This window comes from Paenibacillus sp. NPDC055715 (assembly GCF_053617595.1).
In genome coordinates, this window is the sequence record NZ_JBSHGA010000001.1 from 839322 (window position 1) to 856752 (window position 17431).

General features: G+C 42.3%; 11 protein-coding genes, 3 pseudogenes and 2 CRISPR repeat arrays. Of the genes and pseudogenes, 2 read left to right on the plus strand and 12 right to left on the minus strand.

Annotated elements, in window-relative coordinates; all coding sequences use genetic code 11:
- Positions 1-25: 25 nt before the first annotated feature.
- From ACWGOO_RS04230 to ACWGOO_RS04245, 4 genes and pseudogenes are all read right to left on the minus strand, one after another.
- The gene (locus ACWGOO_RS04230; RefSeq protein ID WP_452481564.1) at positions 26-529 is read right to left on the minus strand and encodes a DUF6933 domain-containing protein; all 504 of its coding nucleotides are present in this window, start codon (positions 527-529) and stop codon (positions 26-28) included.
- 361 nt (positions 530-890) lie between these two features.
- Positions 891-1060 (minus strand): annotated as a pseudogene (locus ACWGOO_RS04235) (transcriptional regulator); the annotation flags it as partial.
- Between the two features lie 361 nt (positions 1061-1421).
- Complete coding sequence (locus tag ACWGOO_RS04240; protein WP_452481565.1) at positions 1422-1604, minus strand: hypothetical protein; 183 nt, start codon at positions 1602-1604, stop codon at positions 1422-1424.
- Positions 1598-2647 carry a hypothetical protein gene (locus ACWGOO_RS04245; protein ID WP_452481566.1) on the minus strand — a complete coding sequence of 350 codons (1050 nt, stop codon included), beginning with the start codon at positions 2645-2647 and terminating at the stop codon, positions 1598-1600. Before ACWGOO_RS04245 ends, ACWGOO_RS04240 begins: the two co-directional genes overlap by 7 nt.
- A gap of 116 nt (positions 2648-2763) precedes the next feature.
- Here ACWGOO_RS04245 and ACWGOO_RS04250 point away from each other — a divergent pair.
- Together ACWGOO_RS04250 and ACWGOO_RS04255 are read left to right on the plus strand one after the other, a co-directional pair.
- Positions 2764-2850: pseudogene (locus ACWGOO_RS04250) on the plus strand (transposase); the annotation flags it as partial.
- 309 nt (positions 2851-3159) lie between these two features.
- A pseudogene (locus ACWGOO_RS04255) lies at positions 3160-3258 on the plus strand (IS3 family transposase); the annotation flags it as partial.
- A 62-nt stretch (positions 3259-3320) separates the two neighbouring features.
- A CRISPR array of direct repeats spans positions 3321-5530; the repeat unit is 30 nt; unit sequence ATTTCAATACATCTCATGTTGTGGTTAAAG.
- 176 nt (positions 5531-5706) lie between these two features.
- Here ACWGOO_RS04255 and cas2 read toward each other — a convergent pair.
- From cas2 to ACWGOO_RS04295, 8 genes are all read right to left on the minus strand, one after another.
- On the minus strand, positions 5707-5988 hold the full coding sequence (gene cas2 / locus ACWGOO_RS04260; protein WP_452481567.1) for a CRISPR-associated endonuclease Cas2: 282 nt from the start codon (positions 5986-5988) through the stop codon (positions 5707-5709).
- 4 nt (positions 5989-5992) lie between these two features.
- Positions 5993-7003: a type I-B CRISPR-associated endonuclease Cas1b gene (gene cas1b / locus ACWGOO_RS04265; protein ID WP_452481568.1), complete on the minus strand. Its 1011-nt coding sequence runs from the start codon at positions 7001-7003 to the stop codon at positions 5993-5995.
- A gap of 15 nt (positions 7004-7018) precedes the next feature.
- A complete protein-coding gene (locus tag ACWGOO_RS04270; protein WP_452481569.1) occupies positions 7019-7513 on the minus strand; it encodes a CRISPR-associated protein Cas4 in 495 nt (164 codons plus the stop codon).
- Complete coding sequence (cas3, locus tag ACWGOO_RS04275; protein ID WP_452481570.1) at positions 7510-10221, minus strand: CRISPR-associated helicase Cas3'; 2712 nt, start codon at positions 10219-10221, stop codon at positions 7510-7512. The genes ACWGOO_RS04270 and cas3 overlap by 4 nt, the downstream gene beginning before the upstream one ends.
- Positions 10222-10341: 120 nt before the next feature.
- Positions 10342-11172 (minus strand): type I-B CRISPR-associated protein Cas5b, encoded by an 831-nt coding sequence (cas5b, locus tag ACWGOO_RS04280; protein ID WP_452481571.1) that lies wholly within the window; start codon positions 11170-11172, stop codon positions 10342-10344.
- Positions 11173-11175: 3 nt separating this feature from the next.
- Positions 11176-12174, minus strand: coding sequence for a type I CRISPR-associated protein Cas7 (locus ACWGOO_RS04285; RefSeq protein WP_452481572.1), 999 nt, complete (start codon positions 12172-12174; stop codon positions 11176-11178).
- Complete coding sequence (locus ACWGOO_RS04290) at positions 12158-14218, minus strand: hypothetical protein (protein WP_452481573.1); 2061 nt, start codon at positions 14216-14218, stop codon at positions 12158-12160. The genes ACWGOO_RS04285 and ACWGOO_RS04290 overlap by 17 nt, the downstream gene beginning before the upstream one ends.
- Before the next feature lie 21 nt (positions 14219-14239).
- On the minus strand, positions 14240-14944 hold the full coding sequence (locus tag ACWGOO_RS04295; RefSeq protein ID WP_452481574.1) for a CRISPR-associated protein Cas6: 705 nt from the start codon (positions 14942-14944) through the stop codon (positions 14240-14242).
- Positions 14945-15255: 311 nt separating this feature from the next.
- A CRISPR array of direct repeats spans positions 15256-17335; the repeat unit is 30 nt; unit sequence ATTTCAATACATCTCATGTTGTGGTTAAAG.
- Positions 17336-17431: the final 96 nt, after the last annotated feature.

The following is a 17431-nucleotide window of genomic DNA, read 5'->3' on the forward strand; positions in this document are numbered from 1 at the left end:
TATTATCAAAAAATAATAAATTATCTTAAACATTCTCTAGTTTATAATGCTTTTCCAAAGCTTCTTCAAAAGCATCGACCGGATACTGGTATTGAACCGTTTTGAACACAATCCGGTTGTTCCACTGGTTTTTTTCCAAATCGCTTCCATGCTCCATATCCAGTTCCTTCATGACAAAAATAATCTCATCCAAGATTCCCATCACGCTATGGCTGTTCGTCGTAGTAGCCAGCATCTGCTCGCCTTCCTGTGTGTACGCCTCTACAATTTTCTCATCAAAACCCTCACTGATCATAAGTTCCTTCAAGGCTTGGACGAAAAGAGTGGGCAGGTTTTTGTACTGCGCCTTTTTGATTCCGAACAGTGTAACACTCAAGTGGGATGCATCATGCATAAACACAATATTTTTTCTCCGATTAAGCAAAAACAAGTTGGCATGCCAACTATTCAAAGGCGGATAAATATCAACTTGAAGTGGTTCGGTATCCCATTCCTTCAACAGTTTTTGTGTTCCCCGTATGACAAACATCGTTGCTCTCCTTTATGACGGTCCTGTGCCGTAGCTCATGTTTCGATCATGCTAATCTTTCGTATAAGACATGTCCCGATTATCATAACACCATATTCCAGATATCGGATTATAAACTCTTTCAGTATAATATAGGAAGGTGGTGAATTTCCAGTGATTTGATCACATCTTATTAATGGGGATAGAGAAAAAAATCTACTTTAGTAGCTTCGGGAACCTGAATTTTGACTCTGCACCCTCTGTTTCCTAAATTACGCCGTAAATGTACGTCTTGGTTTTGACATCGTAGATCCGCTTCTTCTTCTGATCTGCTTATTCTACTAGCCCTTATATCTTCTGTTCAACCAAGTGTAGCCGATCCATCAAAGAGTGAAGTAATATAGGCCGATGGATGATCTAGCAGCATACCTACAACTCGCTCTAAGCAATCCAATCGTTTAAGCTCCACACAACGGCTTAAAAATGGGCTGAAGGTAAACCCATTCCCATAGTAACACGATCTAACTGGTTAATGGATATAGAACGACTTCCTATCTTATAATATAATGAAATATTTGTAATTTACGATAGTGCCATATTTCGGAACAAATTACATACTTCAGGTGTACTTAAAGTGGGTTTCTATAATTCTCATTTGAAGGAGAGGGATTTTCTTGTAACTTGTGTAATTTAACTGAGGACTTAACCTATTTCAGGGATTCACTTTTATGTAGGCAATGTATACTCGATTTACAACAATTGAAAAAACTAAGAAGTCTCATACGCGAACATCCCCATGTCAACCAAAGTAAATATGCAAAATGGCTTGGCGTGTCACCAAGCCGTATATCCCAACTTAAAAGGTTGTTGTAAAATTAGGATTTGAAACCGTTATTCCAGCCGGAATATCCTCTTAGCTGATCCCGGTGGTCGTCTCGATCAGCGGGTGAATGCGATCATGAAACTGCATGTGCGTATCGGCTTGTAATGCCTCGCCGTAGTTCTGCCCTAGTAGATCAAGCAATGGTATTTTTGAAATGAGGCACGCGAACCATTTTCTCGATCCTTTGATGAACACTACTTTTCCTTTTAGCATACCGCTTCTTCTGCTACGGCCAGTAAGGATGAAGCTCCCAAAGACCACGTAGGAACAAACGGCACCTCATATTCTTTACACAACCGTTTAGTTAATATCATCCCCCCATGACCAGTGATGCGGAGAAGATAAACCACCGCGTCCGCCTTGCGGATAAGTCCAGACAGACGATTGCCAGAAAATTTTGAATCCGCCCAAAGCATCTCGGCTCCCTGCCTGGTGAAATACTCCCGACATTTTTCCGGCTCCGCATCATTCCCCACTACCAAAATTACCTTTCCTTCCAACGTTAAGCCCGGCTCTGCAACTCGCGTTTTCTCTTCTATACGATCCTTATGCTTTCTTGAAACTGTTTTAACCATATCCGCTTCTTTCGGCACGGGATGCTTATACACCACCCGCGGTCTCTCCGGTGCATTCTCCCAATAAGCAATATCGACCAGGTCTCCTTCGCGTAGCGAATACTCCCTTATATCATTATCTTGGAGCACCAATTCCATGGAAACCTCACAAAACCGAATCAGCTCACCCGTCTCATAACTTTTACGAACAACTAAAAAATTACCAACCGCTTCAACCGGACAGAAGCCTAGTCCGACTCTTTGAACGGACATTTTCCTTTCACGGCGCTCCGCTACCTCGTACCAGTAAATCGGTTGCGATCCATAGGCGCCTTCTTTGGGTTCTGCATACAACAGATCCCCATTTTTCAAGTCCAGGTTTCGGACCAGTTCTTCTGTCAAAAGTGCATGGTTTAATTTAGAAAGGCACCCTCCTTTGAGTTTACGCTCAAAAACATAAGATGGACGAATCTCCCTGGCTGGAGCTTGCTCTGGAACCGCTTTATTTTCTGTGTCCATGTGGGCAAGCTCACTTCCCGGATCAGGTGCTTTCAAAACTAGGGATTCTGTCCACTTTTCATAATCTCTTAACGCTTTCCAAAGGCTCAAAGTTTTTGCATATCCTTCCTGACACTTGTCGAAATCGACCAAGGTTGCTTGTTCTATGAGCTCCGTTAACGTTTTTTTCGTTTCTTTAAACATTTGCCTTGCATCCATCTAACCACCTCTTTACATTTTTTCATAAATATATTCTTCTCTATCATGAAATTCCCTCTTTGTCAGCGCGAAAAATAGGATAAAAAGTTTGATTGGGCTAGTACAGTTCAGGAAAGTTCGCAGCAACGAATAATCGGACTGCTAAACGAGGATTAAAGAGGCTACGAAGAGCATTATATTTGGCCGTTGCCTATAAATAGTGGATCGACTACATTGGGTTGAACAGAAAATATAAGGGCTAGTAGAATAAGCAGATCAGAGAGGGAGCGGATCTACGATGTCAAAAACAAGACGTACATTTACAGCGGAATTTAAGAAACAGAGGGTGTAGAGTCAAAATTCAGGTTCTTTTACAGAACACGCAAAACCAAAGTGGAGTTAAAGAAAAAAGACGCTCACACTTCACGTCATAAAATCGGTCGTATGATGAAAAAGCAGTGTTTAGTCTCCAATTATACTGTAGCTGAAGCTACCTTTAATCAGAGGAACAGCTTAATGTCGAGTTGCGCGACTATGTCCACGGGTTCAACCATCACCGTATTCAAGGTACACTCGGGTACCTCACACCTGTAGAAACCAGGAAAGCGCCCTCATAATAGTTGTTCAGTTTAGTGTTGATTAACCCAATGGTTAAAGAAAGGGAGGAATCGTCTTCCGAATTTCAATACATCTCATGTTGTGGTTAAAGGCATATTGTCATTCGCTATCCCCTGCCCTTATTTTTGATTTCAATATATCTCATGTTGTGGTTAAAGGTTTTAGCGGCACCATTGGCGATATCAATACCCTTGATTTCAATACATCTCATGTTGTGGTTAAAGGTTGGATCGAATTGTCCATCGCGCTGAACTGAAACCTATTTCAATACATCTCATGTTGTGGTTAAAGATAGGTAGACTCAAGTAAAAAGGATCAAGGTACCTAATTTCAATACATCTCATGTTGTGGTTAAAGCAGAAATAGCCCCGGCCGTATCGTCGTCCAAATCGGATTTCAATACATCTCATGTTGTGGTTAAAGTAGATTGGGTCTTGCTCTCCACAGCACTCACAAACCATTTCAATACATCTCATGTTGTGGTTAAAGTGGAGTTATACAGTCACTTATCTTAAAAGTTTTTTTATTTCAATACATCTCATGTTGTGGTTAAAGTTCGCTAATGAGCGCCATATTACAGCCCCCTTCGCTATTTCAATACATCTCATGTTGTGGTTAAAGAAAGCAGTTGCCCGTGCCAGAAATGTCCTTCTTGTTATTTCAATACATCTCATGTTGTGGTTAAAGCTGGATCATCCGGCGCAGAAATGGACGGTTAGCGTATTTCAATACATCTCATGTTGTGGTTAAAGTCATAGGCATAAACTTCCCTACTATCAATCCTCTTGATTTCAATACATCTCATGTTGTGGTTAAAGAGGTGACTAACGGAAAAATTAACGTTTATATGTGTCATTTCAATACATCTCATGTTGTGGTTAAAGGCGCGGGTTCCGACCTCGTATAATTACGTCAAACTAATTTCAATACATCTCATGTTGTGGTTAAAGCTTGTCGTCCGCGTTCAACGTGTTCGAGTATGAGATATTTCAATACATCTCATGTTGTGGTTAAAGGGTAAATTTGATTGAAGTAGTCCTTTCCCTTTTTCTATTTCAATACATCTCATGTTGTGGTTAAAGAGATCGTCGAAAGCATTGGAGATATCAGCGAAGTCTTATTTCAATACATCTCATGTTGTGGTTAAAGTCGTCACGGTTGCACCGGAACCAGCTACACCTACATATTTCAATACATCTCATGTTGTGGTTAAAGGAGGAAATGACCTCATGATTCTCAGGGTCTTGCCCCATTTCAATACATCTCATGTTGTGGTTAAAGGGACAAGGAAACGAAGGTGTAGCCGCCTGCCTGCCTATTTCAATACATCTCATGTTGTGGTTAAAGTTATTTGTCAAGGATTTTTCATACTAGGGTAACTCGATTTCAATACATCTCATGTTGTGGTTAAAGGGATTTTCTTCGCTGTCTAAAGCGGATCAACGAAAAAATTTCAATACATCTCATGTTGTGGTTAAAGGAGGCTGTAGAAATGGCTGTGAGCCTTATTATGGAATTTCAATACATCTCATGTTGTGGTTAAAGCGCGGCGCCTGCTGCTGGTAATGAGGCCAAATAGCCATTTCAATACATCTCATGTTGTGGTTAAAGGGGCGAAAAAATGCAGACAGCCGTTAGACTCGACGGATTTCAATACATCTCATGTTGTGGTTAAAGGAAACTAACGTTGCCTGATAGTGATTGGCAGTATATATTTCAATACATCTCATGTTGTGGTTAAAGGTTGCTTTGGGAATTAAGCGGGTCATTGTGGATCTAATTTCAATACATCTCATGTTGTGGTTAAAGTTGTCCCACTCACTGACCTATTTAACCGAAATTTTAATTTCAATACATCTCATGTTGTGGTTAAAGGTACGGCTGTACTGCAAGGAAGAAACGTAAAAGGAGATTTCAATACATCTCATGTTGTGGTTAAAGAGGTATGCTGTACCCTTGGGGTCTAGGGCTATCCATATTTCAATACATCTCATGTTGTGGTTAAAGCGGATTCTTTTTCGCTGCTCTCGCTTCCATATCGCTATTTCAATACATCTCATGTTGTGGTTAAAGTTCAAGAAGCCAATGGGCTAAAGACTGCTGCGGATAATTTCAATACATCTCATGTTGTGGTTAAAGTTGGATGCGAACGCATATGCGGACGAATCAAAAAAATTTCAATACATCTCATGTTGTGGTTAAAGCCGCCCTTGACGGCGTAATATAGCCTTAATATAACTTATTTCAATACATCTCATGTTGTGGTTAAAGGCTAGTAAAATCAACGTTTTTTCAAATGCATATATGCCTATTCTACTACAGCCGCAAGGGTTTCACAAAATTTTCCCAACCGAAGAGGGTTTGTTGAAAATAATGAGGGAAATACCCTCCACCCCTTGGCGCTGTAAGGTTAACATGCTGTCCTTCTTTTAAGACGGTTGGGAAAATTACAGCAATAAGGACTCAGAATCGTTCATACGGACACCGATAATTTCCTCATCGAAGACGTAATCTCCTGTCATCTTAAACACAGCCACAAAATCTGTTCCTTCATCAATCACCTTTTTTAACTCTGCCCGTAATTGAATTAGATTGGCGGGTGTAATCTCACCCCGAAAGACTGACTTTTGAAAATGGACGAGATACTTTTTGCATATTTTGAATACCTTACCCACTCGCTTTTCTCCGATATCATAGACCAAGATAACATAGTTATAATTTTTAGCCATAACTCTATCTCTGCTCCTTTTCCAAGAAAGGGACAAAGGGCGTTCCTTCAACGATATGCTTTTTCAACTTATAAGCGTCATATTTAATAGCAGATACATAGCTGACCTTCCGTTTGAGTGTGCTGTGATCAAATACCTGGTTCATCCGATCCTCTAGCGCCATAATGAACACGTCCCGACCTTTTCCGTTCAGAATACAGTAATTATAATCCTTCTCAAAATGCTTACTCACCTGTATTCGGCGGTTGTTCACCAGCTCAAAAATAGTACGATACACCAATAACGGCTTGAACGGCTCGGACAGATCAAGACTGAGAGAGAAACGACGGTCGCTCGGCTCATGTAAAAAACTGATACTTTGATCCAAATGAGTGTGGTAAATCTGTGAAATCGTTTTGGTATATAAAATCGTATTTCCAAAGCTAATCAACGCATTTAACGGGTTATCCGGCGGGCGTTTGACTCGTTTGTTCATTTGGAAGTCTTCGGGCAGAAAGGTTTTGAAGGTATCATAAAACCGTCTCCATATTTCTCCTTCCACACTCATCAGCCTTGGGATATCCTCCATTTTTCCCAAAAGGCGAGGTACGTCCTTCTTTAGCCAATCCAAATAAGGCTTGATCTCTTTGTTCCCGTGTTTGTAATAATGATACAGCACTTCATGGATGTTAGCTGCAATCGCACCGATGAAAGCCGCAGCAATAGGTATCCTTCTTTCCAGACAAACTTTAGCTTGCAAAAGCTTGACCTTACCGCTCACTCTTGCCTCTTTCGGATAAAAAGTACCTCTGAAATGACCGTAGTAATCGAAGAAATGAACCGTAATACCCGCCATGGACAGGAAAGAAAGGAGCTTGCTGTTCAGCGAGATTTCATTCAACAAATAAAGTTCCTTCAATCCATGAATCGGCAGATGAATAATTCCTTTTTCACTCCGAAAGGTCAACGAATTATCTTCCCGACCCAAAGTGCCTGGCGTGCGTATATATCTGGTGGATGATGCTGTTTTGGACATATTTGTTCTCCTTTCTTATAAAAAACAGTACGCAAGGTATGCGCAGCGAGTGCATTTTTTCTCTCGTACCGCCGGGTCAGGCTGCTCTTGCCCCAAGTATTGCTCTAATTCATGAAGCAACCGGGTCATGGCCTGTTCGGTTGCTTCATCCAGCTCCAGTTCTATGGTTTTACTAGCCTGCTTGTTACGCTCGTTAAACTGAATTTTACCCTTGCGCTCCATTCCTTTTTGTTTAAGTACATACATATAGTACAGCGTCTGCCATGTAGTAGCTTCAACGTCGGCGTCAGACTTTTTAATCTCGGTCACATAATCACGGGTCAACTTGTCCACTTTGATACCCTCAATAGCGACTTCGCGGTTTTTCTTCCCTTCACTCTGCAGCTCATGCATGACCTTGCCGATCCGCACGTCCTCGCTATCGTCTTCAAAACCCATTCCATTGGCAAATAACCAGCATTGTCTACGGCAGTGTACATAATAGTTCACCATCGTTCCGGTAATTCTCATAGGAAAAGCCCCTTTTCATCCTCAGTATACTTGGCACGATTAAACTTTTTGGTTTTAGTTAGTTCATCCCATTCCATATATTGTTCACCGTGCTCCACGAAATACAAAGTACCTATACAACGGGTATATATCCCCGGCTTTACCTTTCCCCATTTTATACACATTTGGGGAACTGGATAAATAAAAGTAAAGTTATTCATTTGAGCGCGTACCTTTGACAAGCGGATCATTCTTTCGGAATAGTCCATTCCTAACCGCTTGTCTGACAATCTAACAAACTCATCCCATACGTCTTGACCGTTAAGCGGGGGAGCGTTTTTCATTAGACAGGTATAGTTCAGGAACAGCGTCACGCTTTGATCTGGTATGAGGTTCATATGCTTTTGTACATCTGGAAATTCAAGCTCTTGTATCTTTTTGATAAACTCGCCCCAATACTGCTGATCTGGCTTTTCACGAGACTCATTGATTTCATGAATAACACGCTCATAAAATCCACTAAAGTCCTTATCTTCAAGCATTTTTTGATACACTTCTTCCTTGAGATCAAATGTAACACGCAAGTCGTTTTTATATATCCCGCTCGCCTCGTCACAATCAAAGAAATAAGCCTGGCAATAGTCACGCAGACAAGAACGATTCAGCCGTCCCAAAAATTGCTCCTCGCTATCCAGCAAAGAAATATCTTTAAAGCCCACATCCATGTCAATATCTACCCCGGCCTCAATCACCTGTGTTGCAACGACAATCACATCACTCAGTTCAAAGCTCCCTTGTGCGTCCTTCCCCAATTTCTCTAACAGCTCTTGACGATAGGAGGAGCTATCATCCCCAGTAAGCTCATAGACGTGAAAGCCTAAATCCTGCTCCAGCAACATGTTATACAATTGGCGTGCGGTCGTTTTGGTAATAAACTCGATCAGTATCCTGTTCCCTTGTCCATCCCGCTTTCGCTGCTCTATTACGGATAGTACATGCTCCAATACTTGTTCTGGCAGCATCTTGCCCCGTTTCAGCAAATTAAAATCCAGCTTCACACGATCTCTAAACAACGAATGTGTAAAATAACGCGCCCGATTCTGCACCAGTGAATAGGTTTGAATGGGCTTTTCATAATCCTGCTGTTCCATTAATAGATCCAGGTTCGGCAATGTAGCGGACATGATAATGATTTTAATATTCAGAATATCCGCAAAAGAACGTAGAAAATGAATAATCTCCTTCCATAGCTCATTCCGGTAACTCTGAATTTCGTCCAATACAATGACACTATTACACAAATGAGCGAATGCTAGATTGACCTCTCGTCCTGTGCCAAACAGATAATTAAAAAAGTTCACGTGAGAAGTCAATGTCACCGGATATTGCAGCAATTGCCGCTCCAGCAGCACTCTTTTGTAATCCGTATTGTCCGGCTCCTTGTCCTTCCCTTCCGTAGAAGCTTCTGCTTCTAATTCTTCCGTGGTCACCATCGGTGTGATGGCATTAATAACCTCCACCTGATATCCGTTCTCCTTCTCCTTTTGGAAAATTCCATCCAGTGTCTGCCTTGTCTGCTCGATCAGGGAGTTGAATGGAAACACGTAGATCAGCTTGTTCAGTCCCAAACCACTATTCAGTAAATGCAATGCCAGATTAATAGACATGTTGGTTTTTCCTGAACCTGTAGGAGCTTCGAGATAAAAAACAGGCTCTTGCAGTCTCTCCAACAGCCGCTTTTCCGTTTCGATAAACAACGCCACCCGTAGCTGATTCATCTCAGACAAGCTGGAAGCGTCAGGACCTTGCCGATAGGACTCAATCCCCTGCACAATTTCCGTCTGGCTGTAGGCATCCAGCATCGGTTTCAGTGGTAGGTGTTCACCAAAATAATGCATCTCTGGTGCCTGCTGCTCCATATATTGATACGTTGCCCGAAAATCCGATGCAACCATCGTGGAGTATAGCAGCTTGACCAACACATAGAAAGGAAAAGGACTATGTATTTTATTCTGACGTTTATTGCCTTCCATACGGATGTCCGCTAATACGTTATCATTCTGTAATAGATCCTGCTGATCGCGGTAATAGCGGATATAATCAGGATTCTCTTTGATTCGGCTATATTGATTTTTTATTTTCAACTCAAATTCGTTGATTTGCCCTCCAGTATCTTGATCCATATTTCCCAGATGTGTGTGGTGGCGGGAAATCGTATACGCGAACGAATAGAGCATATGACGTAGCAACGCAAGCACTTTGCGCTTGTGCTTTTTACGGTTCGGATATAGCTCTGTGGTATCATGCCATTTCTGCACATGGCGTAAATGAATATGTAAATAAAGTACCGCCGATAACATAGAATGATTACTGTCTCCCAGCTCAGCGTTCCGTTTAACTTCTGTATTCTTCATTTTCATACGCTGAAAGGCCGGGTTCACCTTGCCCAGATCATGCAAATAAATAGCTTGTCTAAAAAAGTACATTATCAGTTCGCGCACCGATTCATCCAACGGCTCTTCATCCACACTTAAGCGATCTAATGCCCTATATACCGCCGCTTCCACACCGTTATCTTTCATCAATACCTCGGCATGGTGCATAACCAGATCGCTATGTTCCTCCAGCATCTCATCCTGTTGAAGACTGCCTTCCTTGGCCGTATGTGCCTTTAACATTCCCTTCGCTTCTTCTGTCAGCCAATTCTGTATGGATACATGTGTAAGCATGTCTTACTCCCTTCTTTTCGTATAACCAAAATAAATCCACATAAAAAAACCAGGTGCCCTCCATCTCTACATTAGAGAACACCCGGTATTGATTCCATCCATAAAAGCGACTGCCCTTATTTAGATAAAATACAAGGTGCGGTTATACTCGACATCCTGGTACATTTTTTGTAGATCCTCAGCTTTTAACTCATCTACATCTATTTCCTGATTGGAAAATACCAGCGGCTCCAGTATATAACCGTTGTTCGCTGCATTCAGCCCTACGGGGAGATACTCTTGTAAGAAGGATTGCATTTGCCCCTCTTTCAGATATCCTCCCGTATCCACAGGGACATGTGCAGCCCGAAGGGAGTCGATATATTCCGGTTCATCCGCTGGCTCCAACTCAACCAACCGAGCCTTGGATATCGTAGCCGGATGATCGTTTTTCCCGAGATAAGGAATATATTCGGCCTTGGAATGCTGTACATAATCTGCAAGCCGATCAAATACCTCCCGATCTACGCCCCCATCATCTGCCACATAAATCGTCCAGCGCGGACGCTCCAACCACTGCTCTCGTACATTCAGCACACCGCCCTCTTCTTGGCTGGCATAACCGACGGTATTGTTGAATATCTGAATTTTCTTCGCAAAATATCCCCGGTCCCCGTGTGGCACGATGCTCACCGATGTATGACGAAACACCTCGTAAAATTCAGGATACAGCATCGCAGGACTATCCTGCTTGCCTTTCCCGCCCAACGCCACATTCCGTTCATACTGCTGCGTATAGCCGCCCAGTCCAAGTACCGCACCCAGCAAGCCGTATAACGCAACCTTATGAATATGGCTGTATGTAAAATACGCATATACGTTAACGTCCGGCTTTTTAAAAAAAGCCGTTTCTCCGCTCAACTCAAAGCGTAACGCCCGCATCATCGCTTCCTCCTTCCCCGATGTAGCCATCCGCTAGCCTTGAGGCAGCTCGCTGCGCGTAAAGATGTTAAACGTACGCAGCCCCGGAAAATCCAGCTCCACACGCGATGCATACGGATTAACGTATACTTCTACCGTTTCAATCTCCTCGTTTACATCCTTCAAAAGCGGTGCAAGGGCCGACAGATCATAAACCGTCTGCTCTCCATCCTTATCTACCTTCACATAAGGGTCCAAATTAGGTAAATACGCCGGGCTACCCGCCTTAAATTCCACGAATAGGGCGAAAGCATTTTCCGCACCGGACTTACTGTTGGTATTTTGCAGAGTAGCCCCGGTCAAAGCTCCTGTTTTGAAAGCCTGATATGCTTCCTCTGTGTACCCTTCAAAGCCCTCGGCTGCCAGCAGTTCCAGATAGTTATCATAATGCTTTGGATTGACGGAAAACGGATATACATAATGGGATTCATCCACCGTTCTCTTTTTACCAATGGAGGTGGCGTCGTTGTCCTCGCTCTTTTCATTCGAGTTACGGAACGGAGATAAAATATCCTGTACCTCCAGATTAGACCACTCATATTTATTAAACCCCTGACCAATCTGCACCGGACCAGCCAGACCAATATTCTGATCCTTCACCGCAAAGGTCGCGCCAAAATTCATCACATCCACACACTGGAACAGCTTACTCAGCACTTCACGTGAGTTTTTGGATACCTCTTCACCGAAAAGATATTCATAACGCTCTGCAAGATTTCGCGGCTGGAGTTTCTCTTCTTTCCCTTTGTCCCCATCCTTCGCCTTGTCCGCCTTTTTATCCTTCGCACTGCTGACCTTGTACGAACGGATATACAGTACCTTCTGTCCTTCCTCCGCCCATAAGCGCTTAATGCTATATTTTAACGCCTTGTCGCTACCAAAAATATCGCCCGTACTGGTCGTCTTCGGCTGCCCGCTAAAGTCCGCATTCCAGTTCGCCATCCGGCTCACAATCCCGATCAGTCCCACCACACGATTAGTTTTTTTCGCCATGTCCGTTCTCCCCTTCGCTGTTTGGTTTCTCGCTCTCGCCTTTCTTCCAGAACCAATTGTCCGAAAATAACCCCGCCAGGAACATTTCCCTTGCATCTTCATGCAGGAATTCCTTGTCAGGCTGATAGGCATTCACATTCGCTAAAGCCCAATTTAATTTGGTATAATGCAGCAGTATTTTGTGGCGGTGCAAATGATATGCCTCTTCGAGTCGTCGCTTGAGCTGTGCGCTGCGCTTGGCCATAAAAAACGGTCCTAGCAAATCCCCCTTTTTCTGTTGAGTTTCGGACTGGCTTTTCAAGTAAAAAGCAAGCTGCCCGGCCAAATAATAAAACTCATCATCCGTCTCTACATAGACTGGATCTGGATTGGCTGTCTGTTCCATTTGCCCTGCTCCATCCACATTTTCCTTCGGTTTCTGTTTTTCCAACGTATCCAGTTTATCTTTCAGTCCATTAGACACTGCGATCAAACGATTTCCCATAGCTGTATATTCCTCTCCTTCCAAATAAGCCATTAGCGAAAGTCTTACATTCATCGCATCGGCTAATCCACGTAGATCCAACCTCGACTTCTCTTGTCCTGCTGGCTCCACCCGTAGTAGCTGTTCCTCTAGGAGTCGAAGCGTCACCCGTGCAAATTGAGAGCGAATCGTAGCGGTCGTTCCTTTGAAAATCCAGTCATAGAAGCCCTTTTTGCTCTGCATAAACAACGCGACCATCACACTCGTAAAATCCTTTTCTCTCGCCTTCGGCTCATCACGAAGAAAGTCACCGTTCATCCGATTGCGGAAAAAACGTATGCTGATCTCTTTTTGCAGTTGCTCTACATTTTCCAGATAACCGTAATCCTTAACAAACTCTTCACCAGACTTATTTTTGGTCATGAGCCCTAGTACATTCTTGAGTCGGATATTTACATGGACTTTTTTGGAAAAAGGGACATTCTCAAAATCTTGTACCTCGTTATCCTTGCCATCTACATACACAAAAAAATAGCCTTCTGCTACGTCTACGGCCTTTTTACTAAAATCCGTATGATAGCCAAATTTGTTCGTTCGAAACTTGGGCTGAGAAAGGAGCCATTCAGACGCTTCCTTCACCAGCAACGCTTCCTCCAGAGAGAAACGGACAGGCGCACCGACAAGCATCGTTTTATGCTCCAAATACGGTTTCTTGCTATTCATGCTCATATTAAAACCGGGAAGACCTGTCAAAGCTCCGTCTACCATTTGGTTATAGTCATTACTATTAAAGATTTTTGGGATGGTATATAGCAAATATTCATAGCCATACATTTCGTCCCATGAATAAAAGCTGGAAGATTCGTTATTCGGGTGATTCGTTATGGAGTGAAGTGAAGTAGATTCTGAGGTGAAAAAGATTTTAATATAATTCTTAAAAGGAATCGTTCGGATATATTCGATGAAAGCCGACAGGTTGGTAGCGTACCATTGTTCAATCTGCGCAATACGTGTCCGGCGTGCCTCACTTATGAGATATTCCAGTGCCGGAGCATAATCCGTTTCGGAGAAAAATTGCTGCGTAGGACTGGTGAAAATAGTCTCATTGCTGCTTTCCTTGCCCGCTTTCTTGCTGCTCGTCTTCTTGGTACCTATCAGCTCATCCCACTTTTTCTGCACCTCAGATGCCTGAGTCTTGTCCAGAAAACGGGCAATATGCGTGTTCATCGCGGTGGTTCCATCTGCCTGTGCCTCGGTTAAAAATACATCCCTTTTTGCGTATAGCGTGTACGGGTTATTGGAATGAAGCTGTTTGCCGGGATCTACGGCTTTGTTCATAGAGATGAGAGAACTCACATAATCTTTTTGCTGGAACCATTCAAAAAGCTTATTATGTGCTGGATCAGGTTCTTCTTTGGTAATAATCATATGCTCGCTATCAAACTGGCTGACCTGTTCATCCCAGCTTTGATCCAGCCGCAAACGGATATATAGCCCTTCCTTGGGTCGATGTCTTAGAAATGTAATGTTGGGAAAATCATTCTTCGCCAATAGATAGCTGTTCGTCAAATCCTTCAGCATACCTCGCGCCTCCTCTCCACGTTATTCCAGTCCTTTGGCGATGCAAAAGCCTGCCCCAAGGATGCTATTCTTTTCTGCCGCTCCTGAACCTAATACTACATTCGCCAGCTTCTGAGAATATTCATCTTCTCTGATAAGCAGCCGCAACTTATTACCTAATAGCTTACGTCCTTTGTAGGCCAAGGCAATCGGTTTATGGTTCAACACCTGAATCCCTTCGATGAAAGGTTGTTCCAACCGAATAGGCTGATCCGGGTATAGATGATTGTATTTTTTCTCCGCATTAGCATGAATCCGTTGCAGTAAAAGCTCCACACTCAGACCCGGCACCCACGGTTTGCCTTCAATCGTAACAATTGCAGGAGTAACGGTGGTAAGCTCGATAATATGGGCCAGCTTCTTGGACTGCACAGGGGAGGCGGTGATAAACTGGAAATATTCATCCTCCTGCAAGGCATGCAAAGCTGCGGATATTCGACGTAACGTAAGCTCTATGGAACTACGAATCGTAATGACGTATACACGACCTTGCTTGTATATCCCCTCTTTTTCACGCGGAAAAGGCGATCCAAATGTATAGTGCTTGTAGTCCTTGTCGTAGTGCGTCTGCTTCAGCATTTCGTCCTTCAATCCCGCCCTACCAATCCATGCTCCGATACGCTCGGGTATCTCCAGATGGTGAGATGATTGTTTAATTAACGTTGTTATCTGAATTTCGAAATACAATATGTTCACCTCCTGACTTGATATATAGAGTATAGACCTCACTCCATGATTTGTAAATATTTTTTTCATTATAATTTTACTTTTAAATCAAGTTCGAAGGTACTTAGACCGCTACACGTACAGATTGTTCTTCCGATTGCTGTTATCCCCCGATTTTCTGGATTGTATAAACCCGTCAAGGGTTAAAATCCGGGGATAAAGGCAACCGCTTACGCTTCTCCAGAACAACTCTGCCCGCTCCGCTACTTAGGACTTAGTACATTCATGTTGTGGTTAAAGGTAAACCAATCCAGCCGACGATCCTTACTCAAATTTCAATACTTCTCATGTTGTGGTTAAAGCATCTTTATCCCAACCTTGCCGCGTTTCCGGCTCTATTTCAATACATCTCATGTTGTGGTTAAAGTTGGCTACCATCACCGCAGCGATTACAGGATCACTATTTCAATACATCTCATGTTGTGGTTAAAGGTATTGACCTTTCCCGAGGGTTCAGCCGTATAGCCAGATTTCAATACATCTCATGTTGTGGTTAAAGTCGACAAAGCTACGATAGACGGTATCTCTTCACCCCATTTCAATACATCTCATGTTGTGGTTAAAGTAACAAAGGAAACGGAATCGTCTGCGCCTGTTAATTATTTCAATACATCTCATGTTGTGGTTAAAGACGTATTCCTCAAATATATTTCCAGCTTCATAGACAGATTTCAATACATCTCATGTTGTGGTTAAAGTGTAAAAAACCTGTATCAGCAGCCACGCTATCATTGATTTCAATACATCTCATGTTGTGGTTAAAGGCTGCTCTTGCGAAATCAAGAAAACAAATGCTTTTGATTTCAATACATCTCATGTTGTGGTTAAAGTGTATCCCCCTTATGGAGGGCTGTTCCCTCCTACATATTTCAATACATCTCATGTTGTGGTTAAAGTTTTAGGGATGCGGTCGCCTATTTTTACATCGCCAAATTTCAATACATCTCATGTTGTGGTTAAAGCCGATGCCAGTAACGGCAATGGTCAGATCGTAAGCAATTTCAATACATCTCATGTTGTGATTAAAGACAGACAGCTAACAAACAGCTAACAACTAACAAGAAATTTCAATACATCTCATGTTGTGGTTAAAGGAGCCAGATACGGACGAATGTGGGGAAACTTATAAATATTTCAATACATCTCATGTTGTGGTTAAAGAAATTTCTGTTCCAAAAGCTACTTACTATAGACACAATTTCAATACATCTCATGTTGTGGTTAAAGAAGCATTATCGTGTTCGACGAAGCGCAATCCAATTTATTTCAATACATCTCATGTTGTGGTTAAAGATGCTTTCAGGGGCCAAGCTATTCGCAAATTTTCCGAATTTCAATACATCTCATGTTGTGGTTAAAGGGTGCAGTCGGACAGGCGTTCCTCTCGCTTGTGTCCGATTTCAATACATCTCATGTTGTGGTTAAAGGCCTATGGATTTTCCGCAGACGAAAGAGGGGTACGTATTTCAATACATCTCATGTTGTGGTTAAAGTTTACAAAAAATTGATAGTAATACTGCATCGTTGCAATTTCAATACATCTCATGTTGTGGTTAAAGAGCCAGTGGTGCTTAATCAGCTATGGAGAAATTTCAATTTCAATACATCTCATGTTGTGGTTAAAGAGATCAATATTCGGTGCCTACTTTCACGAAAAACGCATTTCAATACATCTCATGTTGTGGTTAAAGTAACATACTTGATATCTATCAATCACACGTAACACCATTTCAATACATCTCATGTTGTGGTTAAAGAATTCAGGAGTCAGAGTAGCGCCAGCCCGTAATAGATTTCAATACATCTCATGTTGTGGTTAAAGGGCTCTTATCATGGGGTGTCCCTCACAATATTCTTAATTTCAATACATCTCATGTTGTGGTTAAAGGGGATGGATACGAGGTAATCGAAAAGGAATTCGATCAATTTCAATACATCTCATGTTGTGGTTAAAGGATGAATATTTCCATTGGATCACCCACACATATACCCATTTCAATACATCTCATGTTGTGGTTAAAGATGGTCGTCTGCCAGAGATAGCTTTTCTCCGACAGAATTTCAATACATCTCATGTTGTGGTTAAAGGGACACGCTACGCGACGACGATAAGGATTCGCTGCCATTTCAATACATCTCATGTTGTGGTTAAAGGAATTTGCAGTTATTTGCCGAAGGCGACAACCAGGAATTTCAATACATCTCATGTTGTGGTTAAAGTGCATATGCGGTCACATGGGCCGCTACAGCAGCAAAATTTCAATACATCTCATGTTGTGGTTAAAGTGCCACACTGGTTCAGTAGGGAATACAAATATTTCTATTTCAATACATCTCATGTTGTGGTTAAAGGCTAGGGCGTGTATTCAAACTACAAAACAAAGTTAAATCGTGGTAAATTAAGAAGTATGAAGAGACGATACGAAATCCAAGATGATCAGTGGAAAA